20 protein-coding genes and 3 pseudogenes are annotated in these 26,158 nt (G+C 60.4%); 6 read left to right on the forward strand and 17 right to left on the reverse strand.

Features of this window, described 5'->3' with window-relative positions; translation table 11 throughout:
* The first annotated feature begins 3 nt into the window (after positions 1-3).
* Positions 4-894, forward strand: a complete 891-nt coding sequence (locus tag FBY04_RS04240) for a LysR family transcriptional regulator (protein ID WP_084321418.1) — start codon at positions 4-6, stop codon at positions 892-894.
* 164 nt (positions 895-1,058) lie between these two features.
* On the opposite strand, the gene FBY04_RS04245 is transcribed toward FBY04_RS04240, so the two are convergent.
* From FBY04_RS04245 to FBY04_RS04265, 5 genes are read right to left on the reverse strand one after another with little or no spacing between them, the layout of a single operon-like run.
* Positions 1,059-2,279: a multidrug effflux MFS transporter gene (locus FBY04_RS04245; protein ID WP_145314598.1), complete on the reverse strand. Its 1,221-nt coding sequence runs from the start codon at positions 2,277-2,279 to the stop codon at positions 1,059-1,061.
* Positions 2,276-3,124: an alpha/beta fold hydrolase gene (locus tag FBY04_RS04250; protein WP_145314599.1), complete on the reverse strand. Its 849-nt coding sequence runs from the start codon at positions 3,122-3,124 to the stop codon at positions 2,276-2,278. The genes FBY04_RS04245 and FBY04_RS04250 overlap by 4 nt, the downstream gene beginning before the upstream one ends.
* Before the next feature lie 12 nt (positions 3,125-3,136).
* Positions 3,137-4,450, reverse strand: coding sequence for an FAD-binding oxidoreductase (locus tag FBY04_RS04255; RefSeq protein ID WP_145314600.1), 1,314 nt, complete (start codon positions 4,448-4,450; stop codon positions 3,137-3,139).
* Between the two features lie 54 nt (positions 4,451-4,504).
* Entirely contained in the window at positions 4,505-4,927 is a 423-nt protein-coding gene (locus tag FBY04_RS04260) for a RidA family protein (protein ID WP_145314601.1), read from the reverse strand.
* A 34-nt stretch (positions 4,928-4,961) separates the two neighbouring features.
* Positions 4,962-6,101, reverse strand: coding sequence for a tyramine oxidase subunit B (locus FBY04_RS04265; protein ID WP_111449697.1), 1,140 nt, complete (start codon positions 6,099-6,101; stop codon positions 4,962-4,964).
* Positions 6,102-6,286: 185 nt separating this feature from the next.
* On the opposite strand from FBY04_RS04265, the gene FBY04_RS04270 reads away from it, so the two are divergent.
* On the forward strand, positions 6,287-7,114 hold the full coding sequence (locus FBY04_RS04270) for a helix-turn-helix domain-containing protein (protein ID WP_145314602.1): 828 nt from the start codon (positions 6,287-6,289) through the stop codon (positions 7,112-7,114).
* A 193-nt stretch (positions 7,115-7,307) separates the two neighbouring features.
* Here the strand turns inward: FBY04_RS04270 and FBY04_RS04275 are convergent, their stop codons facing one another.
* The 9 genes and pseudogenes from FBY04_RS04275 to FBY04_RS04315 all read right to left on the reverse strand — a co-directional run bounded on the left by FBY04_RS04275 (position 7,308) and on the right by FBY04_RS04315 (position 16,770).
* Entirely contained in the window at positions 7,308-8,249 is a 942-nt protein-coding gene (locus FBY04_RS04275) for a helix-turn-helix domain-containing protein (RefSeq protein WP_145314603.1), read from the reverse strand.
* A 75-nt stretch (positions 8,250-8,324) separates the two neighbouring features.
* A complete protein-coding gene (locus FBY04_RS04280) occupies positions 8,325-9,104 on the reverse strand; it encodes a 2-keto-4-pentenoate hydratase (RefSeq protein ID WP_145314604.1) in 780 nt (259 codons plus the stop codon).
* Positions 9,101-10,708, reverse strand: coding sequence for a bifunctional 3-(3-hydroxy-phenyl)propionate/3-hydroxycinnamic acid hydroxylase (locus tag FBY04_RS04285; protein ID WP_145314605.1), 1,608 nt, complete (start codon positions 10,706-10,708; stop codon positions 9,101-9,103). Before FBY04_RS04285 ends, FBY04_RS04280 begins: the two co-directional genes overlap by 4 nt.
* Before the next feature lie 62 nt (positions 10,709-10,770).
* Positions 10,771-11,373 carry an amino acid synthesis family protein gene (locus FBY04_RS04290; protein ID WP_145314606.1) on the reverse strand — a complete coding sequence of 201 codons (603 nt, stop codon included), beginning with the start codon at positions 11,371-11,373 and terminating at the stop codon, positions 10,771-10,773.
* 10 nt (positions 11,374-11,383) lie between these two features.
* Positions 11,384-11,842, reverse strand: a complete 459-nt coding sequence (locus tag FBY04_RS04295; protein ID WP_018927858.1) for a VOC family protein — start codon at positions 11,840-11,842, stop codon at positions 11,384-11,386.
* Between the two features lie 11 nt (positions 11,843-11,853).
* Positions 11,854-12,894 carry a YCF48-related protein gene (locus FBY04_RS04300; protein WP_145314607.1) on the reverse strand — a complete coding sequence of 347 codons (1,041 nt, stop codon included), beginning with the start codon at positions 12,892-12,894 and terminating at the stop codon, positions 11,854-11,856.
* A 12-nt stretch (positions 12,895-12,906) separates the two neighbouring features.
* The gene (locus FBY04_RS04305; RefSeq protein ID WP_145314608.1) at positions 12,907-13,701 is read right to left on the reverse strand and encodes an SDR family NAD(P)-dependent oxidoreductase; all 795 of its coding nucleotides are present in this window, start codon (positions 13,699-13,701) and stop codon (positions 12,907-12,909) included.
* A gap of 26 nt (positions 13,702-13,727) precedes the next feature.
* Positions 13,728-15,220, reverse strand: a pseudogene (locus FBY04_RS04310) (aldehyde dehydrogenase family protein).
* An 8-nt stretch (positions 15,221-15,228) separates the two neighbouring features.
* Positions 15,229-16,770 (reverse strand): acetolactate synthase large subunit, encoded by a 1,542-nt coding sequence (locus tag FBY04_RS04315; RefSeq protein ID WP_145314609.1) that lies wholly within the window; start codon positions 16,768-16,770, stop codon positions 15,229-15,231.
* Positions 16,771-17,018: 248 nt separating this feature from the next.
* Here FBY04_RS04315 and FBY04_RS04320 point away from each other — a divergent pair, with 248 nt between their 5' ends.
* Entirely contained in the window at positions 17,019-17,777 is a 759-nt protein-coding gene (locus tag FBY04_RS04320; RefSeq protein ID WP_145314610.1) for an IclR family transcriptional regulator, read from the forward strand.
* 49 nt (positions 17,778-17,826) lie between these two features.
* On the opposite strand, the gene FBY04_RS04325 is transcribed toward FBY04_RS04320, so the two are convergent.
* The 3 genes from FBY04_RS04325 to FBY04_RS04335 all read right to left on the reverse strand — a co-directional run bounded on the left by FBY04_RS04325 (position 17,827) and on the right by FBY04_RS04335 (position 22,127).
* Positions 17,827-19,152, reverse strand: coding sequence for a hypothetical protein (locus FBY04_RS04325; RefSeq protein WP_178118251.1), 1,326 nt, complete (start codon positions 19,150-19,152; stop codon positions 17,827-17,829).
* Positions 19,153-19,155: 3 nt separating this feature from the next.
* The gene (locus FBY04_RS04330) at positions 19,156-20,589 is read right to left on the reverse strand and encodes an aldehyde dehydrogenase family protein (protein WP_145314611.1); all 1,434 of its coding nucleotides are present in this window, start codon (positions 20,587-20,589) and stop codon (positions 19,156-19,158) included.
* 89 nt (positions 20,590-20,678) lie between these two features.
* Complete coding sequence (locus tag FBY04_RS04335) at positions 20,679-22,127, reverse strand: APC family permease (RefSeq protein WP_145314612.1); 1,449 nt, start codon at positions 22,125-22,127, stop codon at positions 20,679-20,681.
* A 343-nt stretch (positions 22,128-22,470) separates the two neighbouring features.
* Between FBY04_RS04335 and FBY04_RS33130 the strand changes: the two are divergent.
* The 3 genes and pseudogenes from FBY04_RS33130 to FBY04_RS04345 form a co-directional block, all read left to right on the forward strand.
* A pseudogene (locus tag FBY04_RS33130) lies at positions 22,471-23,664 on the forward strand (HAMP domain-containing protein); the annotation flags it as partial.
* A 327-nt stretch (positions 23,665-23,991) separates the two neighbouring features.
* Positions 23,992-24,522 (forward strand): annotated as a pseudogene (locus tag FBY04_RS33135) (methyl-accepting chemotaxis protein); the annotation flags it as partial.
* A gap of 87 nt (positions 24,523-24,609) precedes the next feature.
* Complete coding sequence (locus tag FBY04_RS04345; protein WP_145314614.1) at positions 24,610-26,118, forward strand: MFS transporter; 1,509 nt, start codon at positions 24,610-24,612, stop codon at positions 26,116-26,118.
* Positions 26,119-26,158: the final 40 nt, after the last annotated feature.

A 26,158-nucleotide genomic window follows, 5' to 3' on the forward strand; every position in this document is an offset into this window, starting at 1 on the left:
AAAGTGAATTATGAGCTCAATGACATCCGATCTTTCGTGAAGATCGCAGAACTTGGAAGCTTCCACGAAGCTGCCGATGCATTGCATCTCTCTCAACCTGCGTTGAGTCGAAGAATGAAAAAGCTTGAAGAGGGATTGGGAACAGCGCTTCTTGATCGAACGACAAGAAGGGTAAGCCTCACCAGCGTTGGGCGAGACTTCCTGCCCAAGGCACGACGCTTACTGGATGACTTCGACGACTCGATACTGAACATCCGCGAGCTGGCGGAGCGGCAGAGCGGTCGTGTCACCCTCGCCTGCATCCCCACCGCAGCCTTCTACTTCCTCCCGTCGGTGATCCGCCTCTACAACGAGCGCTACCCACAAATCCGCATTCGCTTGCTTGATCTCAGTGCGAACGAAGGACTGGAGGCTGTTCTGCGTGGCGAAGCCGACTTTGGCATCAACATGATGAGCGGCCAGCACCCAGACATTGAGTTTGTGCCGTTGGTCAACGAGCCTTTTGTTTTGGCTTGTCGACGCGATCATGAGCTGGCCGGGCGCAGTTCGGTCACCTGGTCTGAACTGAGCAATTACCGCCTTATCGGGGTCGGTCGCCTGAGCGGCAACCGCATGTTGCTGGACCACGCGTTGTCGGGCTTGAGCTGGCGTCCGCAGTGGTTCTATGAAGTGCAACACCTCTCTACATCGCTGGGCCTGGTAGAAGCTGGATTAGGCGTTTCGGCAATGCCGAGCCTCGCAATGCCGGCGGTGGATCATCCAACCTTGGTGAGCGTCCCCTTGATAGAGCCTATTGTGAACCGATCGCTGGGACTGGTTTACCGAAGAGGCGCCTCACTTTCTCCGGCAGCGGAAAAATTCGTGTCAATACTGCTGGAACAGTGGGAGAAATGACGCAATTCCCCCCGCACAGATCCGTACGTGCGTGACGACCACATACGGCTCCTACCTTGGGTGCGTGAATAGCCGATTGCCGTGCTGGATATCTGTGAACAGTTGCGCATCACCCATTGCAACGCAGTTTTGTCAGCGTAACACCCAGCGCGGGATGACCCGCGTCAGGGTTGAAACGGTGCACTCATGTCATCCCGCGCCGCAACGGGGCTGACAGGTACGCGAATCGAGATGCCATACGCAACCAGGCAGCCAAGCCCACAGCTTCCCACCACCAGGCACATGGGCCATGGGGTGCCATCGGCCAAGCGACTGACCCACAGACTGGCCAGCGCTCCGCTGGCGAATTGCACTGAAATACCCAGGGCGACACTCGCCCCCGCCTGCGCCGGGAACATGCTCATCAGGCTCGCCGTGCAATTGGCTCCCAGCAAGCCCGTGACGCCCATGTACAGCACCATGCAAAGCACAATGCTCGTCAGCCCGCCCCACTGCGTATACCCCGCCACCATCAGCGCCAGCCCTGCGACGCCCGCCAGCACGGCGCCCACTCCCAGCATGCGCTGTGGCCCGAAGCGAGTGACCCAGCGGGCATTGATAAAGGTCACCACGATGATACCGAGGATGTTCAGGCCGAACAGCCAACTGAAGGTGCGCGGCGAAACGCCGAAATACACGACGTACACAAAAGGTGAGGCGGTGATAAAAGCGAACATGCCGCCAAAGGCCAGTGACATACACAGGATCAGCGCCACCGCCCGAGGTTGTCGGACGATGCCCGGGTAAGCGGCGAACGCCCCCTTGAGCGAGGTGCCGCGCGCCTGTGTTGGCAGGCTCTCCTTCAGTCCCACACTCACCATCAGCAAGCACAGCCCACACAGAATGAACAACGCTGCGAATATGGTGCGCCAGCCGTCAATCAGCACCAGCCAGGTACCGATCATTGGCGCGACCAACGTCGCCATCATCGTCAGCAGATGCATCCAGGACAATACCTTGGCCGCCTGTGCCAGACCGAACAGGTCTCTGGCGATGGCCCTCGCCAAGACCAGTGCGCCGGCCCCGCCAAGGGCCTGTAGAAATCGCCATGCAGTCAGTTGTTCGATGCTGTCGGCAAACAGACAGCCCAGGGTCGCCAGGCCATAGAGCACGAGACTGCCCAGCAACAGTGGGCGACGCCCATAGCGGTCCGACAGCGGCCCATAGAACAGCATGCCCAGGCACAACCCGGCGAGGAAGGCACTGATCGTGTGTTGCACCTGGGAGGTACTGCTCGACAGGTCAGTGGCGATCTGCGGCAGGCTGGGCAGATAGGTATCGATGGAAAACGGCACAAAGGCCGTCAGCGACGCCAGCAGTGCGATCAGTCGCGCCGTGGGTTTCATTGGCCCGGGAGCTCAAGGCTTTTGAGAAAGCCTGCGACCAGCGCGTTGAACACCTCGCCTTGATCGTCATGTACATAGTGACTGGCGCCTGCGACCTCCACCGTCCGCACGTGCGGATTGCTGGCGCACATCGCCTGTAGCGTCGAGGGCGGCAGAAAGTCCGAGCGGCCGCCACGAATGAACAGGGTCGGGCAATCCAGTGCGCGCACCGCCGGCCACAGGTCTGTCGGCTCGATACTCAGGCGCGCCTCGGCAATACCCTGCTGATCATGACGCCAGGTGATCACGCCCTCGTTCTCTTTCATCGAATGAGCGAGCCTTGACGCCAGGGCCTGTTCCGACAGCCCAGGGCGCGAAGCCTGCCAAAATGTGCGTGCCGCCTCCCAGCTATCGAACTGCAAAGGCGTCTGGCTCATCTCGCGGCGAATGCGCGCGGCGCCATCGCCTTGGATTGAGGAGCCGGGGCCGATGTCCTCGATCATCAAGCCAATCAATCGCCCCGGGTTTTGCCGAGCATATTCAAGGGCGTTGGCGCCCCCTAATGAATGCCCCAGCAATACAAAACGCGACAAGCCAACATGGGCGACCAAGTCCTCAAGGTCCTCGACATACGACTGCGTGTGGTAGCTGCCGGGCGCGGCCCAGTCACTCAGTCCTCGACCGCGCTGGTCCAGGGCATAGATGCAGTAGCCCGCCCCCAGAGATTGCACCAGCGATTCCCAGGTTTGTGCATAAGCCCGCAAGCCATGCAACAGCACAAGGGGAACGCCGGTCGATTCACCCCAGCGCAAAAAGTGCAGGCGCAAGCCAGAACGGTTGGTAAAGAAACAGCTGTCAGATGGCATCGGTTGGTTCCTTTATGCGTGGCTTCGACCGACCTGGAAACGATCGAACCGATAAGGGCTTGGATCAATGATCGGCGCATGACCGCTGACGAGATCCGCCGCGAGGTGGCCTGCCGCCGGCGACGTGCCGAAACCGTGCCCTGAGAAGCCGGTGGCCACGGTCAGCCCCGGAATTTGCGCGACAGGCCCTATGACCGGGTTCGAATCCGGCGTGACGTCGATAGTGCCTGCCCAGGCCTGGGCGATCCGCGCCTGTTCAAACACCGGCCAGGCCGCAATGAGGTTGTTCATTGCATCGTTATTGAGCCGCGGGTTGGCGGCCGGGTCCTGCACCCTGACGCGTTCAAATGGGCTGACGCTGTCGGATGTCCAACGCCGGGCAAGCGCCAGGTCATTGAAAAAAGGTTTGCCTAACGACACATTCAAAACGCTGCGTTGCGCACGGAACTGCGGCATATATTGCTTGGCGAGCAACAGGTGATCGAGTGTCAGGAAGGCATCCAGTTTGCCGCGCTGGGTAATGATGAAGCCGCCGTCATTGTGCTTGCGAAACGAAAAGTCAGGCGCGCCGACAGCAATTTCCGTCGGCCCTTCCATTGGGCGAGTACGTAGCACCGAGCAGGTCAAGGGCAAGGTCGGCAACGACACACCGAGGTTGCCCAGAAAGCGCCGTGACCACATCCCCCCTGCGAGCAGCACATGATCACAGCGAATCTCACCTTTCTCCGTGACCACGCCACTGACCACACCGGCGGACATCTGCAGCGTCCGCACCGCGCACTGCTCGATAATCACCACGCCCAAGGCCATGGCAGCCTTGGCGATTGCGCTGCTTGCCAGCGTCGGTTCAGCACGCGCATCGGAGGGGGTAAAGATGCCGCCAGCCCAGTCACCCACGCCGCCTGGCACCAGCTCGCCAATTTCGCGTTTGCTGAGCAGCCGTGAATCGAGTGACAAATGCTCCACCGACTTGAGCCATCCTTCATGCATCGCCATCTGCGAGGGGTTGCGGCCCACGAACATGATGCCCTCCTGGCGATACCCGACATCCGCCCCTACTCGCTCAGGCATCTTTGCCCACAAGCGGTCCGCTGCAAGGGCCAGGGGGATATCGGCCGCGTGGCGGCTGGTCTTGCGTACCCAGCCCAGGTTGCGTGACGACTGCTCACCGGCGATATGGCCTTTTTCCAGCACCACCACCGAGATATTGCGTTCGGCCAATGTCAACGCAGCAGTCAGGCCGATAATCCCGCCGCCAATGATGACGACAGAGGTTGCGGAGGGAAACACGGTAGACGTATTCACGGGCGCTATTGTGGGTGCCATGATCAAGACTCGGTAAGCGAATGAAGGCCGCACCTGCGCACGGCCGCGTGACAGTTACTGCGACAGGCGAATGACTTCAACGTGCGCCTTCGACGCGTTGCGATACGCCGTCACTTCCAGCTCAACCTTGTAGACCGTCGACCCCAAGGGCGGACAGGTGACGGTGCTGGCCGGATCAACGCCGCGAAACTTTTCGCCGATCAGCGCCATCACGGCCGGTACATCCTTGGGGTCCTGAATGAACACCCGCGAACACACCACGTCCGCCAGGCTCGCATCGACCGCCGCCAGGGCCGTCTCGATGTTGGCAAACACCTGATGCGTCTGCTCGAGGATATCTTCCGGAATCAGCTTGGTCTGCGGGTTGCGGCCTGCGGTGTTGGACACGTAGATCCAGTTGTCCACGACCACCAGGCGCGAATAGCTGGCCTGTTCTTCAAACGGGGAACCGGTCTTGAGCTTGATGATGTTTGTCATGTGGAATGCCTCTTCAAAATAAGTGATGGATGGCTTAACGCAGAACCGGGGTTTCCCACAGGTTCAAGGTGACACCGATGCCTTTTTCGATCGCGTTGCGATACACCACCGTGCCCCAGGCCACGTCTTCCACGGGCATGCCGCCCACCGACATGATGATGATTTCTTCATCGTTCCTACGGCCTTGCGCAGCGCCGGCGATGATCTTGCCGATGTCCTCAACTTCATCGAGTTGCATCTTGCCTTCGGCAATCATGTCCATGAAGCGCACGCCAATCACCGGCACGCAGTGATGCGCAGGCTTGGGCAGTTCTTCAAACCAGGCTTGGTAGAGACCGGTGTTGTCCAGCACCTTGCGGACGTCGCGCTGTTCCATCCCGTCGTCAAGGGAGCAGGAGGCAGGCATCGCCAGGAAGGCACCTGGCTTGACCCATTCGCGCTTCACAATTGGGTAGGTCGTGGGATCGCCCACCTCACCGGAGCTACAATAAGTAACAAGGTCGGAGTCGCGGACCACCGCTTCAAGGGTGTCGACCACTTCGATCGTGGTTATCTGCGGATAGGTTTCCTTGACCCAGGCGATAAAGTTATCGAGGCTCTTCTGGCCACGACCTTTGATCTTCAGTGTGTCGATGTGCGGGCATACCGCGATGAATGCCGCCAGCGTAGTCTTGCCCATCACACCCGGGCCGAGCAGGCCGACGACTTTCGAGTCCTTGCGTGCCAAATGGCGCGCGCCCACGCCGGGAATCGCACCGGTGCGGTACGCGGACAGCAGGTTGGCCGACATATGGGCCAGCGGGGCGCCGGTGTCGGGGTCGTTCAAGGTAAACATCAGAATCGAGCGCGGCAGGCCTTTTTCGCGGTTGGCGATATTGGAGCCGTACCATTTCACGCCCGCGGTGCAAAAGCTGCCGCCCAGGTAGGCAGGCATGGCCATCATGCGTCGGTCAGCCGTGGGCTTGGGCATGTTCGGGAAGGGTGAGTCCTGCGGGAAGATCACCATCGCGCCATGGGAGTCATTGTTCGGACCGGCCATGCGATAGTCACCGGCATAGAGCAGGCCGAACATCTCCTCCATGGTGTTCACGCACGCCAGCATGTCAGTCACGCCCGCGCGGATCATGTCCTGCTCGGAGAGGTAGATGAAGTCGATTTTTGTATTTGTAGACATAGTTATTCTCGGGCTGAAGGTGATATCGCTGCGGTAGGCGCAGCTCCACGCTGTCGACCTCGAGTATCAGGGCGCGCTTTTCGGCGGTATTGTAAATTTCGGACATGCCCGGTTGGTCGACGCGCAATAGTTGGCGTGATTAATGCGTGAAAAATCCCGTATCGCTGCTCATCGAAGGTGCAACCATGATCAAACAGTGCGCGCCGCCTCCCAGGCACCACACTGCGAACGAACAGCCCTGGTTCGTGCTCAACTCTTCACGGTATTCGGTCATGCCCTCCGAACACCCGGCGATCTCGCATTTCTATGCTTTCGATGTGGCTCAATCAGCCAACCTGCTGGCCGTGCCGGACGGTTGCGTGGATATTGTTTTCGACTGTGATGCAACTCGCCCTACCGCCCGGATCTGTGGCACGCCGCTGGCTGCCCAAGCGGTCGAGTTACACCAGAACCATCACTACTTTGGCGTGCGCTTTTCACCGGGCGTCATTCCCGGATTTATCAATGTGCTGGCCGAAGAATTGACTGAAAGCGAACTCGACTTGCTGGAGGTCTCGGGGTTCGCCCAGCGCATCTTCGAAAGTATCGTTCAAGCACCGCTGCTGAGCGATCAGATGCGGTTGTTCAACGACTACCTCGCCCCCCGCCTGATGGGTAAAACGTCAACGCTCACGGCCATGGTCATTCAGCAGGCGCTGCGCCACCGCGGCGATATCCGTATTCAGCAACTGGAAGACCTTAGCGGGTACACCAGCCGCACGCTGCACCGACAGTTCAGTCAGGACACCGGCATGTCACCCAAGACCTTTTGCCGAATCATCCGCTGCCAGGCCGCCCTGGACACCCTCAATACCCAACACGATGTGTCGTTTTCGGAGCTGGCCCTCGACCTGGGCTTTTCCGATCAATCGCACTTCCTGCGCGACTTCAAGAAACTGGTCAGTACAACGCCCTGCGACTATCAACGCAAAATGGCCCAGAACGCCTATACCGACCGGATCAACTACGCCTGACCCTCCCCTTCAAAAGCAAACGCGCGCCTTCATCACCCCTCGGTAATTCCCTGTGTTTCGAACACGGCAAGGCATATTCAGCGAGCCGAGTTGCCAGCTTCGCTTAGCGAAACCAACAATTCATGAGCGCTTGAATATCAGCCAGGAAAAAGGAAATCGGGTGGGAGGAAAGCGTCAGCCGCACATCAGGTCTTTAACGCATTGCCCTGAGCGTTTCGGACGGTGACTCACCAAACAATTGTCGGTAATGCGAGGCAAAGTGGCTCAGATGAAAAAAGCCCATTGCCATCGCGATCTCACTGATGTTGTGAGTGCAGGCAGAGGTTGTGATCAAGCGGCGTCGCACCGCGTTGAGACGTAGATTGCGCAGGTATTCGACCGGACGCATTCCGGTCACTGCCTGAAAACTGTTCTGCAGAGTCCGGCGACTCACCCGCAGGTGTTCGCACAGGTCGAGAATGCTCAGTGGAGTATCACCACTGGCATCGATCAGCTCTTGGCAACGCTTGACCAGGTAAGCACTCACGGCGAAATTACCGCGACGACAACGTACCTCATCGGTGGCGTGGCTGAACAAATCGAGGAACGCGCCGAGCAGTTCTTCCTCCAGCATTTTCTCGGCGGTTGAGTTGATAGCGTCCGTCTGTTCCAAAAGGTGACGAAACAGCGGGTGAATGCGCTGACGTATCCGCAACAGCAACGCGTCATCCACGCTGAGTTGGGACGTGGTCTTCAGGCGCTTGAGCTGATCGTCAGACAATTCGAAGGCCGCCAGTTTGGCGAAGCGCACCGCGTCGACATTGAGCGCGAAGAAGTGCATGCCTTCAGGGGCGTGCAACACAAACTCCTCGCCGTCGCGCAACAGAACCACGCTGTGAGTGCCCACCTGTTGCCCCTGCACCACCGGCGCGCAGCCTAACGACATGGCCGCGCACAGCCGACCTTTCGGCGCATAGCCGCGCTGCACCACGCGTTTGTCCAGCACTTCCTGGAAGATTTGAAAGCGATCGGAGGACAACTGCCGCAGCTCGCTGGTCAGGCAGCCACGGCCGAGTTGGTCATACACTTGCCGCCAGCCCTGGATGGAGCCAGCGTGCTGTTGAGGGTCATTGAAGGTTCGAACTTCAGCGAGCATGGTCGTCGTTCCTCGGTGGCCCCGTTTGTTTATCGGCCTGAAAGGGACTCAGTCATCCGTGACGGCAGCTATCGTTCACACCGGGGCGGCGTCCGCCGTGAAAATCAAAGCCAGTTCCATGCCAAGCATGTGCAGGCTGTACGTGGCGGGCTGGATATTCATCGGCGGCAACAACGCCCCGGACAGCACGACTTGCCCAGCCTCCACACGTTGACCGTCGGCCAACAGACGCCGAATCAGCCAGCACAGATTGGCCAGCGGACTGTCCTCCCGATCGCGTGTATCACCACTACCGCAGAGCGCGCCGTCACACTCCAGGCGATACGCTACGTTGACGTGGTGTACAGGATCGAAAGGGATGCGCGGTCCGAGACAATAAAGCCCCGCCGCCGCGTTGTCGGCAAGAAAGGCGCCCACGCCGAAATCCCAGCCCTGCCAACGACAGTCGGCGATCTCGAACGCGGGTGCCACGTCGCCGATGGCTGCCAGAATATCCTCGTCACGGTAGTCTCCCGGCACCAAGGTACGCCCCAGCACAAATGCCAATTCGATCTCCAGCTTGGGCTGGATCAACCGCGAGAACGTCACTGCCGTATCCGGCTCGACGATCATGGCATCCATCAGGCCGCCATACACCGGTTCGTCAAGGCCAAAGCGTTTTTGCGCGGCGCTGCCGGCGAAGGCGACCTTCCACCCGCTCAATCGCTCACCTGCGGCCTCGCGGTGCTCCAGCGCTTCGCGCTGCAGCGCATAACCCGCAAGCCGATCTATCGCCTCGGGGGCCAGTGGCGCAATGGCTTGCACCGTGCGCGTTGCCTGATGCAGCCGGTCAAGTAGCGCGTTACCGCTGTTCATGACAGTTGCTCCGCCAGTTTGCGCAGCACACCTTCAAGCCTCTCTGGTGTGGTAATGGCGGCGACAAACCGGTCCGGGCGCACCACCACGATGCAGTCACGCACCTTGGAGAACCATTCTCCCAGGCGATTATCCACGTCCTCCACACTGATGGCGTCCGAGGCCGTCAACGGCTGGCCACGTCCGATGCCACTGCGCGAACGATTGACCTGAATAAAACGCGTGTCCCAGCGCGCCCAATAAGCAGCCATTTCCTCGCTGAGTTGCTCGCGCGGGTTCACCCGATAACCCAGCACCGCATAGGAATTGCCAAGCACCTCATCCAGGCGACGACGCTGGCCCTGGGCGTCTTCGATGTACGGTTGAACAAACAGCTGGCCGACCAGATCGTCCTCGCGCAACTCGGCACGCTCGTGATAGACCAAGCCCTTGGTGATGGTGGCCTTGGGTTTGAATTTGAACTCCAGCAGGTGCGAGCGCAGGTTGTCGACAGTGTTCACCGCCTGGAACAACCAGTCGCGCACGCCGGCCATCAGCGGGTTGGTCATTCCCAGTACCGCACCCATGTTGTCGGCCAGAGCCACCAGCTCGGTGGCATGCCCACGGCGCTCCTGGTCGTAGCTGGCAAGGATCGAGTGCGAGGCACGGCCCTGGATGATCGCCGCCAGTTTCCAGGCCACGTTGGCCACGTCCCTCAGCCCGGAATTGAGGCCCTGCCCGGCCCAGGGTGGAGAAATATGCGCGGCATCGCCCACCAGCGCCACACGCCCTTCGACAAACCGCACCGCGACACGGGAGTGGTGGGTATAGGCTCGGATGCGGATGATGTTCAACTGATCGACCGCGTTGCCGATATGCCCACGGATCAAGTGGCGAATGGTGCTCTCGTCACACATCTTCGCCTCATCTTCGCCCTCCAGGAGCATGAACTCCCAGCGGCGTTGCTGGTACGGCAGATAGATGCACACGAAGGGCCGTTCCGGGTCGGCATGCAGTGCGGTGTAGGGTGCATCGAGGGTGTCATTGGCCGTATCGACCACCACCCATTTGCGCGCATGTGTCAGCCCCGACAGCTCGATACCGAGCTTTTTACGCACAGTAGAGCGTCCGCCATCGGCGCCGATGACATAGTCAGCCCGCAGTTGATAAATCTCGCCTTGAGCATCGCGTACCTGCAATGTCACGCCCTGCCCGTCCTGCTCGAGCTCGAGCATTTCATGGCCTTGGCGCAACACAACGCTGGTACGCTGCTCCAGGGTTTCGCGCAACGTGCCTTCCAGCAACTGTTGCATGAAAATATTGCGCATTGGCCAGCCGTAATGGGCGGTACTCGGCTTGACCTCGGCGAAACACACACCGCGAGCATTGTAATAGCGCAGCGGTACATCGCAGATCATGTCGCGCACGGCGAGTTCGGCGATGCCGATCCCCTGCAACACGCGCAGTGCTTCATCATCCATGCCCACTGCGCGAGGGTAAGGCAGTACGCCGTCGGCAAGTTCAAGGACGACGCAGTCGATACCGTACATCCCCATATAGTGCGCGGCCGTGATCCCGTTAGGGCCGCCGCCGACAATGACAACTTGGGTCTTCTCCTGCTTCATCTCTATTCACCGCTTTCTTGTTGTGTTTTTAATCCGACGCCGCTAAATCCATGCGCCTGAAATCAGTGCAGTCCATCAATACCTTTGACGTCTGCCGCCTGCAGACCGCCCAGCCGCGCATGCAAGCGCCCGCGCGTGGCGAAGGCCCAGATCACGATCACCTCATCCGGCGCGGGGCCGTCGCCAAACATCAGGGACATGCTGTCGTAATGGGAGCGTACATACAGTGCATCCTTGTGGGCCAACGGCACATCAATGGTTGAACCCGGGGCGCCCCGTTTGCCGGTGGACGGCACCCAGGATTTTCCTCCGCCCAGCGCCAGACGCACCGGATCGGCAGCCGGGTTGGTCAGGAACGCATTGCCGTGTTCGTATTCGCCCTGGCTGCCCACCATGCAAGCTTTACCGTAGCTGACAATATCCCGTGAGCCGGCCAGCGCCTGAATGCGACGACCGAACTCTTCGCCCAGCAGCGGCGACGGTTCTATCAGCTCTGTCAGCGACTCGCTGTAGCGGCCGGCATAGGGGTTGGCGATCACGGCGGCGACGGCATATTTGAACAGCGGCTCGCCATCGGCCAACTGGCCACTTTCGTTGGCCAGGGTTTCTTCGACAAAGCTGTACCACTTGCGGATGTGATACGAAGCAAAATTCGCGGTTTTCATCTGGGTTGCCTCAAAGCGGGTCTAGTGGATCTAGATTGAAATGTCGGCTTGGCGCGCCAGCGGCCTTGAACCGGGCCTTGCCGCGCGCATCGTCGTGTTCGGTCTCAAGGAAAAATTCCATGCGATTACCGTCAGGATCGTTGAAATACACACCATGGCCGATTTCGTGATCGGTGATCTTCACCACCTCGACGCCCTTGCCCAGCAACATGCCGTAGAGCTGGCGCAAGGTGGTCATGTCCCCGGCGATTTCCAATCCATAGTGTTGCAACCCCAACCCGCCCTGATGGGCGCCGGGCTCTGCACGAAGCAAGGCGATGTCGTGATGTTTGGTGCCAAACGCCATCATGACCCAGCTTTCGCCCCGGGCACTTTCATGCATGCCCAGGATGTCGGCGTACCAACGCGCCGACACATCAGGATCACTTACCGAGAGCGATAAGTGAGTACGAAGGATTTCGACTTTCATCGCGTGATACCTCAGCTTTTTTTGACCACGGATTGATGCCCTGCCTTGATCTGCGCCACCGCTGGGGTCCAGAGCACGTCAGCGATCTCACTGAATTCGCGCCACTGTTTCTGCCAGCCATCACCACCATTTTCGGAGGTGAACAAGTGCCCATACTTGGTTCCCGCAACGATCTGCCGTGGATTTTCCGGATTGAAGGCAATGGCCCAGACGCAAGAATTGGGTTGTTGCGACAGGGGCAGCACTTCCCAGCTGAGCGCAGCATCACGGGACACCAGGATCTTGCTGGTGGTACCGGGCGTGCCATCGGAAATACTCAAGTACAGGTCGCTTTGCGTGCCCAACGGTGCGTTCATGGCGCGCATGTAGTAAAGGCCGAACGCTTCTCGACCGATAATGCCGGTCCAGGTCAGCCCTTCATCCAGGCTGCGGTAGACGGCGTTGACGCAGACCACCACGATGACTTTCTGGCCATGATTGGGCAGTACCAGAATGTTGTGGACATCCGAGTTGTAGTCCCACAGCAGCCGATCATCGACGCGTGTCCAGCTGTCGCCACCGTCACGGGAGTGGAATAACCCACCCTCCTCAAGACCAAACCATAGCTGGTTGCGGTCGGTCGGGTCATAGGCGAAAGCCAGCAGCCGTGGGCGGCTGACCCCGTCGCAGAACTCAGGGATCTCGACCGGCGCACGATCCCAACTGAGACCACCGTCCAGGGTCCGCCACAGTACGGCGCGCGAAGGTGCGCCAGTGCCGACGAAAATCCGTTGCGCGTCCTGCGGATCGACGGCGACTTTCCAGACGGTCTGACCGTTGAACGGCGAATCGACCCGCTGCCAATGGCCGCCAGTGTCGCGGCTGACACACAAACCTACGTCCGTACCGGCGTAGATCACCTCAGGCTCGTCGGGGTGCACACTCAAGGATCGGGTGATTGCGTCGAACTCCAGATCCTGGCCCAGGCCCAGGCGATGCCAGGTCCGACCCTCGTCGGCGCTGCGGATCACCGCTTGGCCTACGGTGGCCACTAAAAGGGTTCCGTTACTCATCGCTGTTGCTCCTCAGATGAAGATGCCGCGGGTCAGTCCACCGTCAATGCCGATGGATTCGCCGGTCACGGCGCTCGCCTTGGGCGACGCCAGGAAACCAATCAGCCAGCCCATTTCCATCGGTGCCAGGGTGCGGCGAATCGGCGTCGCGTCGATGTAGGCCTGCTCAACCTGTTCCGCGGTCTTGCCTTGCTTGACCGCTTCGCGCTCGTACAAATCCTGGATGTGCGGGGTGTCCACCACGCCGGGGTGGATCAGGTTGACCGTGATGCCCGAAGGGCCCAGCTGGTCGGAGAGGGTTTTGGTCATGTGGGCGATCGCCAGGTTGCGCATCCCCGAGAGGACTTTGCTGCTGCGCCCGGTGAGGCCGCCGATGTTGATGATGCGACCGAAACCGCCGGCCTTCATGTGCGGAGTCACAGCCTTGGCGCAGCGGAAGTAGCCGATCACCTTAGTGTTGAGATCCGACAGCAACTCATCGTCGCCGGCATGTTCGATGTCATTGCGCACCACTCCGGACGGCGCTGCTGCACCGTTGACCAGGATGTCGATGCGGCCGAAGTGTTTGTGCGCAGCTTCGACCATGTCAGACACGGCCGACATCTGATTGGTGTCACAGTACAGCGGCAGTACTTCGTTGCCGGTCTGCGCAGTGATCTCTTCGGCAGCCTGTTGGAGAAACTCCATGCGGCGTGCGCAGATCACCACCTTGCAGCCTTCTTCGGACAGAAAACGTGCGACTTCCTTGCCGATACCCATACCGCCGCCGGTGACGATAGCCACGCGGCCTTTCAATTCCAGATCCATAGCATTTCCTCTTGTGATTATTCAGTTCAGGCCAGATCGACGAAGACGCTCTTGGTCTCGGTGTAGGCATCGATCACGTTTTTACCCATTTCCCGGCCCCAGCCGGATTGCTTGTACCCGCCGAACGGCGAAGCCGCGTCGACCACGTTCCAGCAGTTGATCCACACCGAGCCAGCCTTGAGCTGCGCCGCCACGCGGTGCGCCGAGCGCAAGTCGCGGGTCCACAGGCCTGCCGCGAGGCCATAAGGCGAATCGTTGGCGCGCAGTACCAGGTCGTCGATTTCGGTCCAGCTCATGACGGTCAGCACCGGCCCGAAGATCTCTTCGCGGGCGACACAGGCACGTTCGGCGCGATCAAGGAACACGCTGGGCGCAATGAAGTGGCCGCGCTCCAGGTGGGCGGGACGGCCGCCACCGCAGATCAGTTCGGCGCCCTCCTCCTGACCACGTTGCAGGTAGCCTTTGACCGTGCTCAATTGGCGGCCCGACACGAGTGGGCCCATGCTGGTGGCCGGGTCCAAACCATTACCGAGCACGTGGGCGGTGGCATGCCGCTCCAGCTCTTCGAGCACCTGATCGAGCACACTGGCGTGTACGTATAAACGTGAGGCAGCCGTGCACACCTGGCCCTGGTTGTAGAAGATGCCGTCGGCGGCACCTTTGGCGGCGCGCACGATATCGGCGTCCGGCAAGATGATGTTCGGCGACTTGCCGCCCAGTTCCAGCGAGACTTTTTTCATGTTGCTGGTGGCCGCCTGAGCGATCAGCCGGCCGACCTGAGTCGAGCCGGTAAAGGCAATTTTGTCCACGTCAGGATGCTGCGCCAGCGGTGCGCCCGTTTCAGCGCCAAGGCCGGTGATCAGGTTGACCACCCCCGGTGGAAACCCGGCGGCCTCGATCAACTGCACCAGCCGAATCGCGACCAGCGGCGTTTGCTCTGCGGGCTTGAGCACCGCGACACAACCTGTCGCCAACGCTGGGCCAAGCTTCCACACGCACATGTTCAACGGGAAGTTCCACGGCACGATCAGCGCGCACACACCCACCGGTTCACGCAAGGTGTAGTTGAGCATCGGCGCACCGCTGGCCGGCGATACAGGCAGCGTGCTGCCTTCAATCTTGGTCGGCAGCCAGCAAAGTAGCGAATAATGGTCGCCGCGTTGGCCGCTTCCCCTCGAGCGGCTGAGATGGGTTTGCCGTTCTCCAGCGTGATCAACTGCGCCAGCTCCTCGCGGTGCTGATCCAGCAGATCCGCCAGACGAAACAGCAGCAGACCGCGCTGGGCGGGAGACTGCAGCGCCCAGGCGCCGCTGAACGCTGCGCGGGCTGCCGCTACGGCCGCATCCACATCGCGCGCGTCGCCCTGGGCCACTTCCGTCAGGGTTTCTTCAGTCGCCGGGTTTTCCACGGCAAACCGTCGGCCAGCGGCGGCGTCCTGCCAACTGCCACCGATAAACAGGCGTCCGGGCTGAGACAAAAAGTGTTGCACAGCGGGTAGCACTTCAAACTGTTTCATCATCGACTCCTTCACAGCGCCATTTCGATCAGGCAAGGACCGCTGTCGGCATTGGCATTGGCCAGCGCCTGTTGCAGTTCGGCATTGGTGTGCACCGTGCAGGCCGGCACACCGTAGCCCTTGGCCAGAGCCTTCCAGTCAATTCTCGGGCTATCGAGTACCGTCAGGCGCAGGGCTTCGGGGCCCATTTCAGTCATGCCGAAACGGCGCAGTTCGTTCTGCAAAATGGCGTAGCGATGGTTGGCGGCAATCAGGATCACCACCGGCAACTGCTCACGGGCGATGCTCCACAGGGTTTGAATGGTGTACTGGGCACTGCCGTCGGATTGCAGGCAGAACACGCGATTGCCCCGCTCCGCCAAGGCGGCGCCGAACCCCACCGGAATGCCCTGGCCGATCGCGCCACCGGTATTGGTCAACACCCGGTGCCGAGCGGCGCCAGCGGAGGCGGTGAAAAACGGATAGCCGCAGGTGCCGCCTTCCACGGAGACAATGCTGTCGTCCGGCAGCGATGCGGCTAAAACCTGGCCGATGGACTGAGGTGTGAGCTCGGCATGGCCTGGCGGCAGTTCGATGCCCATCGGTGTCGGCACGTAGGCCGGTGCATTGAGGGCATCGGCCAGCGCCGTCAGCGCGCCGGCTACATCGTCACCGACATCGGCCAGCGTCAGCAGACGCTCACGCTCGGCGAGGCGCGAGGGGATGCCTTCGTAGCCGAAATAACTGATGGGCTCCGGCACCCCGGCACACACGACCTGGTCGTACTGCTCGAGGATTTCAATGGCCACTTCCGGGAAGTACGGCAGGCGATCCAGATCCGGCAAACCACCACCACGGTAGCTGAGCCGTGGAAAGGTCTCGGCAAACAGGCGCACGCCAGGCAGTTGGGCCAGGCGCCCCGCTGCTTCCAGACCCGCGACCGACAACCCCTCATCCCCGACAATAAACACCAGGCGCTGCCCGTCACGCAGGGCCTGCGCCACCGTCTCGACCCGGTCACCGGCAAACCGGCGAACCGGCGCCCGCATCGGGGCGAACACACCGTTGTGCGTCACCGCACTGGCTTGCAGGTCCATCGGCAAAATCAGGCTGGCGATCTGCCCTTTGGCCTGCCAGGCCGACCGCACCGCTTCCTGCAAATCTTCGCCGATACCCGACGCCGTACGCGAGGTACGCACCCAACCGGAGACCGTCCCGGCCAAGGCCTGGATGTCACTGGCCAGCGGCGGATCGTAGTTGACATGCCATGACGCGTGATCGCCGATCACGTTGACGATGGGGGTATTGGCACGACGCGCGTTGTGCAGGTTGGCGATGCCGTTGGCAAACCCGGGGCCCAGGTGCGTCAGGGTCATCGCCGGCTTGCCGGCAATCCGGCCATACCCATCCGCCGCCCCCGTACACACCCCTTCGAACAACGACAACACCGGCTTCAGTGCAGGTGCGCTGGCCATGGCCGCCACCAATGGAATTTCGGTGGTTCCGGGGTTGGCGAAGCAGTATTCGATACCGCTTGCCGCTGCCGCATTCACTATCAGTTGCGCACCATTCATTTTCAGCCCTCTTGCTTGAGCATTTGCAGTGATGAGATTTATCACACACAAACACTCAATCAACAAGCATTAAATTCATGCTTGTCTCGTTTTGTGAGATTTACGTGATTTTATTTGCGCCAAAACGACTGCCGAGATTGCGTTTTTCTCTCACTGAGGTAGTGTTGCGCCAGCGCTTGGCGCTTCTGCAGGATGTCTGGTCTACGCCAGAACGAAGCACGCGCCCTCCCCCCGTCTTTAGGAACGAAATGAGTAGCCTGAGCAAATTGCTGAGTGTCCTGGACCTGTTCGGTCCACAGACATTGAAGATCGACCCCGACACCATTGCCGAGCGCATGGGCCTGTCACGCGCGACCGTATACCGCTACGTCAAGGATTTGTGCGACGCCGGCCTGCTGACCCGCGTGAACGCCGGCAGTTATGGTTTGGGGCCGCGAGTCATCGAACTGGACTGGATGATGCGTCAGTACGACCCTATCCTCCTTGCCGGGCGCGAGTTGATGCACGAGCTGTCCGCGCAAACCGGTCTGGCCGTGTTTGCGAGCGTTTTTTATGACGGTCGCATCATCAACACCTACATCGCCGAACCCACCGATACCTACCACTTTGCGTTCGGACGCGGGCAACCGCTGCCGTTCTTTCGCGGCGCGCAATCCAAGGTGTTGATCGCCTTTCAGAAAGGTCGCCGTTTGCAACGCTTGTTCGACGAGCACATGGCCAACGACCCGGACTGCCCTTATGACTGGCCGAGCTTCTCCAAGGCTGCGAAAAAGATTCGCAAGGACGGTTACTGCCTCACCCATGATGAACTCAACCTGGGCTTGACCGGCATCGCCGCGCCCATCATCCAGGCGGACATCGACGAAGTGGTTGGCAGCCTGTCCGCCGTCGGCAGCACTCAGAGCTTCAAGCTGCTGCGTCAGGAAACAGTGATCGAAATGGTGATGGATACCACTCGGCGCATTGCCGAAAACATGCGTAATCAGTCGAATACCACAGCGCCCTAGCCTATGGATAAGCCGCCGGTCCCTTGCCGTGGACGCGGCGGATGTGCGGTCAGAACGGAACAGCCACCGACAATTGGCTGTATACGTTGGTGCCGTTGCCGCCGACTTGATTGCCACCCGTGGTTGAGTCCTGATCGGGTTTGTAGAGGCCAATCAGCGGGGTAATGATCAAGTGCGGGTTGACTGCCCATTCCGCGTAGATATCCAGCTCACGGGCATTAAGGTTCAGCGCGTTGCTTTTACGCACCGTGTCGAAATCGAAGTACAACGCGCCCAAGGTCAGGTTTTCCAGCGGGGTTGCCTTCAGCCCGATGTGCTGAATGCTGGTATTGCTGTTGAACGGCCCGGCGTAGTTGCCGGCGACTTCGCCCTGAAACCAGGTGCCGTAGCCCATGCTCAAGCCAGTGAACAGCGGATCCCATTTCTGTGAATAGCGGGTATAGCGATAGGTCACCTTGGGCGCCCAGGCGGTATCGGCGAAGGTGTAGCCCGCTTCGCCGTACCAGGCTTTCTCAGGCCCGGCGTCCTTGTCCTGCCAGGCGTATTCGAACGCCAGGCTGACGTTCTTGATGCCTGCATCGCCTTCACCGCGAACGCTGTAGACGTTCATGCCTTTGCGCTGGCGCTGAAAGTCGCTGGCCCATTGATCGCTCACGTCGATGCCGTGTACCCAGGTCAACCCGATCGTACCCGGCTGGGTGGTGTAATCCAGCGTGCCGGCGGCCAGTTCGGTTTCGGCCTGGACGCGGTTGTCGGATTTGAGCCACACCAGGCTGCCGTGCAGGCCATCTTGCCCACCCAGGCGCAACAGCGCGGTTTGATCGAACGCATGCCGTGCAGCCAGGTAATAAGCGCCCCCACGGTTCATCCTGCCATCGGCCGGGCCCTCGCCCAGGTTCAGTCCGTCATCATTGATCAGGAACCCTCGGCCCAGCTTGACCACCTGGCGCCCGCCGGAAATATCAACCCCGTCCTTGCCTAAGGCAGGGAAAAGGTCGCCGGAGCGCCAGCCCAGGTAGGCGTCTTCGATCTTTGTTGTGCGCTCGGTTCCCAGGGAATTGCCGCCCGGGTCGCCGTCGCCCCAAGTGGCGGAGCTGACCAGGGCGAATGCCCCATATGCAGTGCCATTGCCCGCCAAGGACTGGTCGCCACTCAAGCCGTATTTGATAAAGCCTTCACGCCAGGTAGATCCCCCGGGCGTGCCGTCGTAGTTCTTGCGACTGTTGAACTGACCGAACACGGCGGTCATGTCTGCGTTGAGATGACGGCCCTCATCACTGTACAACTCATAGGCCTGGGCCTGATTGATGGCGCATAGCACCAATGTGCACACAAGCGTGCTACCGAACACGGGATGACGTGATGGATTGCGCATGGCTCAAGCTCCTTTTGGTGCGCCTTTGAAAGGGCGGACAAACAGCAGTTGCTGGCCAGTGAACTCCAGCAGCCCCTCAAGGCCGAACTCGACGCCAAACCCGGACATCTTGCTGCCGCCAAACGGCGTGTTCGGCTGAATCTGCGCGTGGCAATTGACCCAGGCAACGCCGCTCTCCAGACGGCTCGCCAATGCCTGGGCCTGCTCGACATCCGGTCCCCAGACCGATCCGCCCAGCCCCATGTCACCGGCATTGGCGCGCCGCAGCACATCCTCGACATCTTGGTACGCGATCAAGGGCAACACGGGACCAAACTGCTCCTCGTCGACCAGACGCTGGCCATCTGTGACGTCCGCGACCAGGGTGGGTAGATAGAAGAATCCGGGGCGATCCAGACGCGCGCCGCCACACAGCACGCGCGCGCCTTGTGCCCGCGCGTCAGCGACCAGCGCGTCGACAAGCTCCAATTGCTCAAGGTTTTGCACCGATCCAAAGGTGACGCCAGCTTCCAGGCCATCGCCCACCACTTGGCGCGTCGCAATCAGGGTCAGCGCATCAGCAAAGGCCTGGTACTGCGATTCGTGGATATACAGGCGCTTGAGGGCCGCGCAGGTCTGGCCCATGTTGAGAAACGCCGCCTGGAAAATCTCCTCGACCACCGCCTCGACCGGCGTACCGGGCAGAACGATTGCCGCGTCGTTACCACCCAGTTCCAGCGTCAGGCGCTTGAGGTTGTTGGCGGCGCCGCGCATGACGCTTTGTCCGGTGGCGGTCGAGCCGGTGAACACAATCTTCTGAATGCCAGTGTGCGAAGTGATTGCGCTGCCGAAACCTTGCTCACCCGTCAGGCAATTGATCACGCCGTGAGGCACATGGCGGGCGATGATCTCCACCAGGCGCAAGGTGCTCAGCGGGGTCAGGCTAGACGGCTTGCTGATCACACAGTTACCGGCTCGCAGCGCCGGCATGATGTGCCAGACGGCGATCATGAACGGCCAGTTCCACGGTGTAATCGACGCCACCACACCCAAAGGCTTGCGATGCAGCTCGATCCGCTGAGTGGGGGTCTCTTCCACCAGCTCCACGGCAATCTCCTGCCCGGCCGCATAGCGGGTCCAGGCGGCGGACCCCATGACTTCGGAAAACGCCAGTTCCAGCGGTTTACCTTGTTCCAGCACAATCAGTCGGGCCAGTGACTCTGCCTCCCGCTCGATATCCGCCGCAATTGCCAACAGGCGCTCGCAACGGTCTGCGTGGGTGCTGTGCCGCCAGCTTTTGAACGCCGCCTGTGCAGCGTCGACCGCCTGGTCGAGTTGCGCCAGCGAGCCGGCGGGGCATTGGGCGAATGCAGCACCAGTGGCCGGGTTGATCACGTCAAACTGGCCCTGTTCACCGGCGACCTGAACGCCATTGATGAGCATCTTGTAGTTGTGCATTTGAAACCTTCCTTTCACACACTGACGAGCCATGCCGAGCAACGGCAGGCGGATATTGTCTGGTTAGTCGAGCTGTAACGAGTACGGCCTTAAAGCTTGTGGCTGCCCAAGGCGTGAAACCGTTGCGGGGAGATCTTGCGCAATCTCGCAGCGAGAATGACGCCGATGATCAGGGCCGCGGGAATGATCGCGCAGAGCCCGTAGGACAACAGCTGGCTGGCCCCGGTCAGCACGTCGAAATGCACCACCGCCAGTACCAGCACGAGCACTAATGCCAAGGAGGAGAAAACAGGCAAGATACGCCCGCGCCAAATCCCGACGTTAAGCTCGGGATGACGCTGAAAGTAGACGCAGACCGCTACCGACGTCAGCGCCATCAGTAAAATGACGCAGAGGGTGGCGAGGTTGGAGAACCAGGCGAACAGTTGCAGGATCGGGTCCGCATCCAATGCAGCGAAAATCAGTACCACCACGGCGGCAATCAGGCTCTGCAACACCGAGCCCATATGAGGACTCTGGTGCACGCGGTGAGTGGTGCCCAACAGACTGTGCAACAGGCCGTCACGGCCGATCGCGTAAAAATAACGCGCCGCGGCGTTATGAAACGCCAGCAGGCCGGCATAAATACTGACCATGAACAGCACCCGGATAATCTGAGTCAGCCAGGGGCCGACAAAGTGGTCGGACATGCCGTAGATAAACGTCGTGGGATCCTGCAGGGCCTGCAGCATCGGCACGATCTTGTCCGCACCGACACCCACTACCATCGACCATACCGACAGCGCGTAGAACCCGCCGATCAGCAGCACCGAACTGTAGGTGGCAATCGGAATGGTACGTTTAGGGTTGATGGCTTCTTCACCATAAATGGTGGTGGCCTCGAAGCCGATAAATGCCGCAAAGCAAAACAGCAGGCCGATGGACGGGGTGCCGCCGAGCACATGGGCGCGGTCGAATGCATCAAGGTTGATGCCGCTGTCGCCGCCGGATTTGAGGATGGCAAAATCCAGGATCAGGATCGCCAGGTACTCGGCGATCACCACCACCGACAGCACCCGTGCCGACAGGTCGATCTTGCGATAGCCCAGAATCGCAATGCTCGCCATCGCCATCAGCGAGTAGGACCACCACGGCAACACCAGCCCGAAGACACTCTCCATGGTGCCACTGACCACCCCACCGAACATGCCATACAACCCGACCTGAAGAATGTTATAGGCAAACATTGCCAACACCCCGGCCGCGCCACCTGCCAGGCCACCCAAACCACGTGAGGTGAACGCATAAAAACCACCGGCATTGGTCAGGTGCCGGGACATGGTGGTGTAGCCCACCGAGAACGCGAGCAGCACCAGCAACGCCAGGATCAGCAACGCCGGAGTACCGGCACCGTTACCCAGCATGATGCCAATCGGGAAGCCACCGGCGATGACACTTAAAGGGCTCGCCGCCGACACCACGAAGAAGATGATGAAACCGACACCCAGGGCGCCACGCTTGAGCTCCGTGGAGCTGTTGATCGAGATAGGTACACTCATGTTGTTGACCTTATTGTATGAGGCAGTCGCTGTTGGGGTGGCCCGATTGAATTCCATCGGCACCAATTAGCGTTTTGTTTTAGTTGCGCGCTGAATTCGATCCTATGCCCGCCCCTGAACCGCTCGCTATCCCAAATCGGTAGCATCCGAGGGTCCGCCCCAAAACAGGTCGATGCGACACCTGCAATCCGGCAGTCCTTGCCGATTCGGGATAACCGGCTGGCCACTCCCTCCCGCATGCTAGCGTCACCCGCTCTATACCCAGATGCCGGCACTGATAATAAAAGCGAGGGCCTGGTCCACAGCCCATCGCAGCCAAAGCCCTCTGCAGGAAGCCTCAGTCATGCGTTTAGCTCATCTCACTATCCAATGGCGGATCACACTCCTGAGCGGGCTGTGCCTGCTGGCTGTCGTTGGCGCGCTGGTAGGCGCCTCGGTGTACCAGAACCAACAAAGTGCAAAATTGCTGAAGGAGCAGAGCAGTCACCTGCTAGGGCAAGCCGCTGTAGAGCGTTTGCAAGCCCAGGCCGTTGCCCATGGCCAACACGTCGAACGCTTTTTCAACGAAACGGCGCTGTATGGCGAAGGGTTCGCGCAACAGGTTTTGCAACTGCGCGATCAAACGCTCAATGGACGCCTCACGGCTGCGCAATTGCGCGAAGCGCTGATCAGCGTGACCCGTCAGACACTGCTCAAACGCGAAAAAGTGCTCGGCCTGTACGTCATACTTCTGCCTGACGCGTTGGCGGGCGCAGACGCCAATTTCGTCGGGCAACGAGCACTGGCGAGCAACGAAAAAGGCCGCTTTGCGCTGTATTGGTCACAGAGCCAGCCGGGACAATTGGTCCAGGATGTGCTCACCGAGACGCAAATCTTCACCGACACTGCGCCACCCGGCGGCGAACCGACAAACGTCTGGTACACCTGCCCTCAAGCTCAAAGGCGCACGTGCGTGGTGGAGCCCTACACCAGTGAGGTGGAAGGCCAGAAAGTCCTGATGAGCAGCGTTTCTGTCCCTCTGATCGCCAATGGCAAGATCCTCGGCGTGGTCGGCATGGACATTGGCCTCGATACTCTGCAAAAGCTGGCTGCCGACCTCGGCCAGGACCTGTATCAGGGCAACAGCGAAGTCGCCATTGTGTCGCCCACCGGCCAGGTGGCAGGACGCAGCGGCGAAGTCTCCGGGTCTACCCTCGATATACGCCAGGCTCTGCAAACCGTGCCAGGCAATCCACTCTGGCAACTGGAGATCAAGGTGCCCCAAGACCTGGTGCAGGCTTCCGCTCGGCACATGCAAAGCGAACTGGACAACAAAAGCCACCAGGCCAACTGGCTCAACCTTTGCCTGGGGGTACTGGCCAGCTGTCTCGGCATGCTGCTGATCTGGCTGGCCGCCTACGGGGTGACACGCCCACTGCTGAAGGTGGCGGGTCTGCTTGATGCCATCGTCGATGGTGATGGTGATCTCACCCAACGCCTGCCCGCCGGGCGGCGCGACGAACTGGGCCAATTGGCCAATGGGTTCAACCGTTTTCTGGACAAGTTGCAGCCGATTATTCGCGACATTCAAACCGCCTCCCTGGATACCCGCAACAGCGCCAATACCTCCTCGGGGATTGCCCGGGAAGTCAGCGCAGGGATGCAACGCCAGTACCGCGAAGTGGAGCTGGCCGCGACCGCCCTGCATGAAATGAGTGCCAGTGCCCAGGAAGTGGCGCGCCACTCCCACGGTGCCGCCGACGCAGCGACAGCCGCCGAAAGCGCGAGCCGATCAGGCCAAGCGGTGTTCTCCATCGCCGAAAGCGGCATCGAAAGGCTCGATCAGCGTCTGGACACCACCCTTAAGCAAGTGCATGCCCTCGCCGATAGCAGCACCCAGATCGGCCAGGTGCTGGACGTCATCAGCACCATCGCGCAGCAGACCAATTTGCTGGCGTTGAATGCGGCCATCGAAGCGGCCAGAGCGGGCGAACAGGGGCGCGGCTTCGCGGTGGTGGCCGATGAAGTCAGGCACCTGGCCAGCAACACCCAGAGCTCGGTCGAGCAGGTCCGCACGGTGATAGAGATGTTGCAGCAGTTGAGCCAGGAGGTGGTGCACAGTACCCAGCTAAGCCGTGAGCAAGCCGGCAACAGCGTGATCCAGGTGCAACAGACCCGTACGGCGCTGGAGAGTATTTCCCAGGCCGTGGATGTGATCGAACAGATGAATCAGCAGATCGCCAGCGCAGCCCTGGAACAAAGCACAGTCGTGGAAGATATCAGCCATCGGGTCAGTGACATTCGCAGCATCAGCGAAACACTGAACAAACGGATGAGCGATGCCTCAACGGCCAGTGACTCACTCCATGAAATGGCCAACCATCAACAGCAGCTTGTCGGCCATTTTCGCGTGTAAAGGGGCACGGCAGGCTACCTGCCGGTGCTGACGTCTTGACTGAGTTACAGTTGCCGGCTTTCGACCAACGTTCATCGAGCCCCCCCCATGATTCCCCCGCGACGCTGGCTGATTCTGGCCATTATTTCCAGCGCATTGCTGCTGATCGTCATTGATATGACGGTGTTGTATACCGCCCTGCCGACACTGACCCGTGAGCTCGATGCCTCGGCCTCGCAAAAGCTCTGGATCATCAACATCTATGCATTGATCGCTGCCGGGCTGCTGTTGGGCATGGGCACACTCGGTGACCGCCTCGGGCACAAACGCCTGTTTATCGGCGGACTGAGTGTGTTTGGCCTGTTCTCGCTGATCGCGGCCTTCTCGCCATCGGCCAGCGTATTGATCGGTGCCCGCGGCTTTCTGGCTGTCGGCGCGGCGATGATGATGCCGGCTACGCTGGCCATTGTGCGGTTGACGTTCGCCGACCCGCGCGAGCAAGCCATGGCATTCGGCATCTGGGCATCGGTTGCTTCAGGGGGCGCTGCGTTCGGCCCGGTAGTGGGCGGCCTGCTGCTGGAGCATTTCTGGTGGGGCTCGGTGTTTCTGATCAACGTGCCCATTGTGCTGGTGGCACTGGTCCTCGGCGCGGTGTTGATCCCGAATCACCCGGGGGATGCTCAAAAGCGATGGGACTGGCTGGGTTCGCTGCAGGTCATGATCGGGCTGATCAGCCTGGCGTATGCCGTCAAGGAACTCGGTAAACGAGCGCCCTCCTTCGACGGCATGCTGGTGGCGGTCGTGCTGGGTTCGCTATTCCTGACGCTGTTCATTCGACGCCAACGCCGTGCCGCACAGCCGATGCTCGATCTGGCGCTGTTCACTGCACCGGGCTTCAGAAATGCCGTCATTTCAGCAGTCGTGTCGGCCGCTGCGTTGATCGGCATGGAACTGGTGTTCAGCCAGCGCCTGCAACTGGTGCTCGGCATGTCGCCGCTGGAGGCGGCATTGTTTATCCTTCCTCTCCCACTGGGCTCCTTCGTCGCAGGGCCGCTTGCCGGTTACTACCTGCCGCGCCTGGGAAACCGGCGGATGCTGTTCTGGACGTTGCTGCTATCGTCCGCCGTGATGCTGAGCTATCTCTTGCTGTACAACGCTGCGGTTTACCTGCAAGTCGCCAGCCTTGCCCTATTGGGCTTGACGATTGGCGCTGCACTGACCGTTTCGTCCAGCACCATCATGCTCAGCGTGCCCGCCGATAAAGCCGGCATGGCCGCCTCCATTGAGGAAGTCTCCTTTGAACTGGGCGGTGCTGTGGGTGTGACGCTGGCGGGCAGTCTGTTATCGGCGATTTATGCGTATTCGGCGGGCCTGATGATTCCTTCATGGCTGACCCGAAACCCCGCGACATTCGAGAGTCTCGACGACGCGCTGGTCGTCGCCGAGACGTTGTCACCCGAAGGCCGCGCGATGCTGAGCGCATTCGCCCGTGCGGCGTTCGATGCAGGCTTTGTTGCCGTGCTGGCAGCGTCGGCAGTCCTGCTGTTGATCGCATCGCTGCTGGTCAAGTTGAGCAGACAGGCGCAGCCGCGCGAGGTCGCAGACCATCCTTGGTAAGCAAAGCGCAGATTTGGTTGAACGGTTTTCTGCGTGGGGC

The organism is Pseudomonas sp. SJZ080, from assembly GCF_007828295.1.
Taxonomy (GTDB): domain Bacteria; phylum Pseudomonadota; class Gammaproteobacteria; order Pseudomonadales; family Pseudomonadaceae; genus Aquipseudomonas; species Aquipseudomonas migulae_A.

Excerpts from the sequence above, each read along its gene's own strand:
- FBY04_RS04325 (WP_178118251.1), bottom strand. The coding sequence starts at position 19,152 with ATGCGCAATCCATCACGTCATCCCGTGTTCGGTAGCACGCTTGTGTGC.
- FBY04_RS04345 (WP_145314614.1), top strand. The coding sequence starts at position 24,610 with ATGATTCCCCCGCGACGCTGGCTGATTCTGGCCATTATTTCCAGCGCA.
- FBY04_RS04250 (WP_145314599.1), bottom strand. The coding sequence starts at position 3,124 with ATGCCATCTGACAGCTGTTTCTTTACCAACCGTTCTGGCTTGCGCCTG.
- FBY04_RS04315 (WP_145314609.1), bottom strand. The coding sequence starts at position 16,770 with ATGAATGGTGCGCAACTGATAGTGAATGCGGCAGCGGCAAGCGGTATC.
- FBY04_RS04260 (WP_145314601.1), bottom strand. The coding sequence starts at position 4,927 with ATGACAAACATCATCAAGCTCAAGACCGGTTCCCCGTTTGAAGAACAG.
- FBY04_RS04330 (WP_145314611.1), bottom strand. The coding sequence starts at position 20,589 with ATGCACAACTACAAGATGCTCATCAATGGCGTTCAGGTCGCCGGTGAA.
- FBY04_RS04245 (WP_145314598.1), bottom strand. The coding sequence starts at position 2,279 with ATGAAACCCACGGCGCGACTGATCGCACTGCTGGCGTCGCTGACGGCC.
- FBY04_RS04295 (WP_018927858.1), bottom strand. The coding sequence starts at position 11,842 with ATGAAAGTCGAAATCCTTCGTACTCACTTATCGCTCTCGGTAAGTGAT.
- FBY04_RS04300 (WP_145314607.1), bottom strand. The coding sequence starts at position 12,894 with ATGAGTAACGGAACCCTTTTAGTGGCCACCGTAGGCCAAGCGGTGATC.
- FBY04_RS04280 (WP_145314604.1), bottom strand. The coding sequence starts at position 9,104 with ATGAACAGCGGTAACGCGCTACTTGACCGGCTGCATCAGGCAACGCGC.
- FBY04_RS04305 (WP_145314608.1), bottom strand. The coding sequence starts at position 13,701 with ATGGATCTGGAATTGAAAGGCCGCGTGGCTATCGTCACCGGCGGCGGT.
- FBY04_RS04285 (WP_145314605.1), bottom strand. The coding sequence starts at position 10,708 with ATGAAGCAGGAGAAGACCCAAGTTGTCATTGTCGGCGGCGGCCCTAAC.
- FBY04_RS04275 (WP_145314603.1), bottom strand. The coding sequence starts at position 8,249 with ATGCTCGCTGAAGTTCGAACCTTCAATGACCCTCAACAGCACGCTGGC.
- FBY04_RS04255 (WP_145314600.1), bottom strand. The coding sequence starts at position 4,450 with ATGGCACCCACAATAGCGCCCGTGAATACGTCTACCGTGTTTCCCTCC.
- FBY04_RS04265 (WP_111449697.1), bottom strand. The coding sequence starts at position 6,101 with ATGTCTACAAATACAAAAATCGACTTCATCTACCTCTCCGAGCAGGAC.
- FBY04_RS04290 (WP_145314606.1), bottom strand. The coding sequence starts at position 11,373 with ATGAAAACCGCGAATTTTGCTTCGTATCACATCCGCAAGTGGTACAGC.
- FBY04_RS04335 (WP_145314612.1), bottom strand. The coding sequence starts at position 22,127 with ATGAGTGTACCTATCTCGATCAACAGCTCCACGGAGCTCAAGCGTGGC.
- FBY04_RS04320 (WP_145314610.1), top strand. The coding sequence starts at position 17,019 with ATGAGTAGCCTGAGCAAATTGCTGAGTGTCCTGGACCTGTTCGGTCCA.
- FBY04_RS04270 (WP_145314602.1), top strand. The coding sequence starts at position 6,287 with ATGATCAAACAGTGCGCGCCGCCTCCCAGGCACCACACTGCGAACGAA.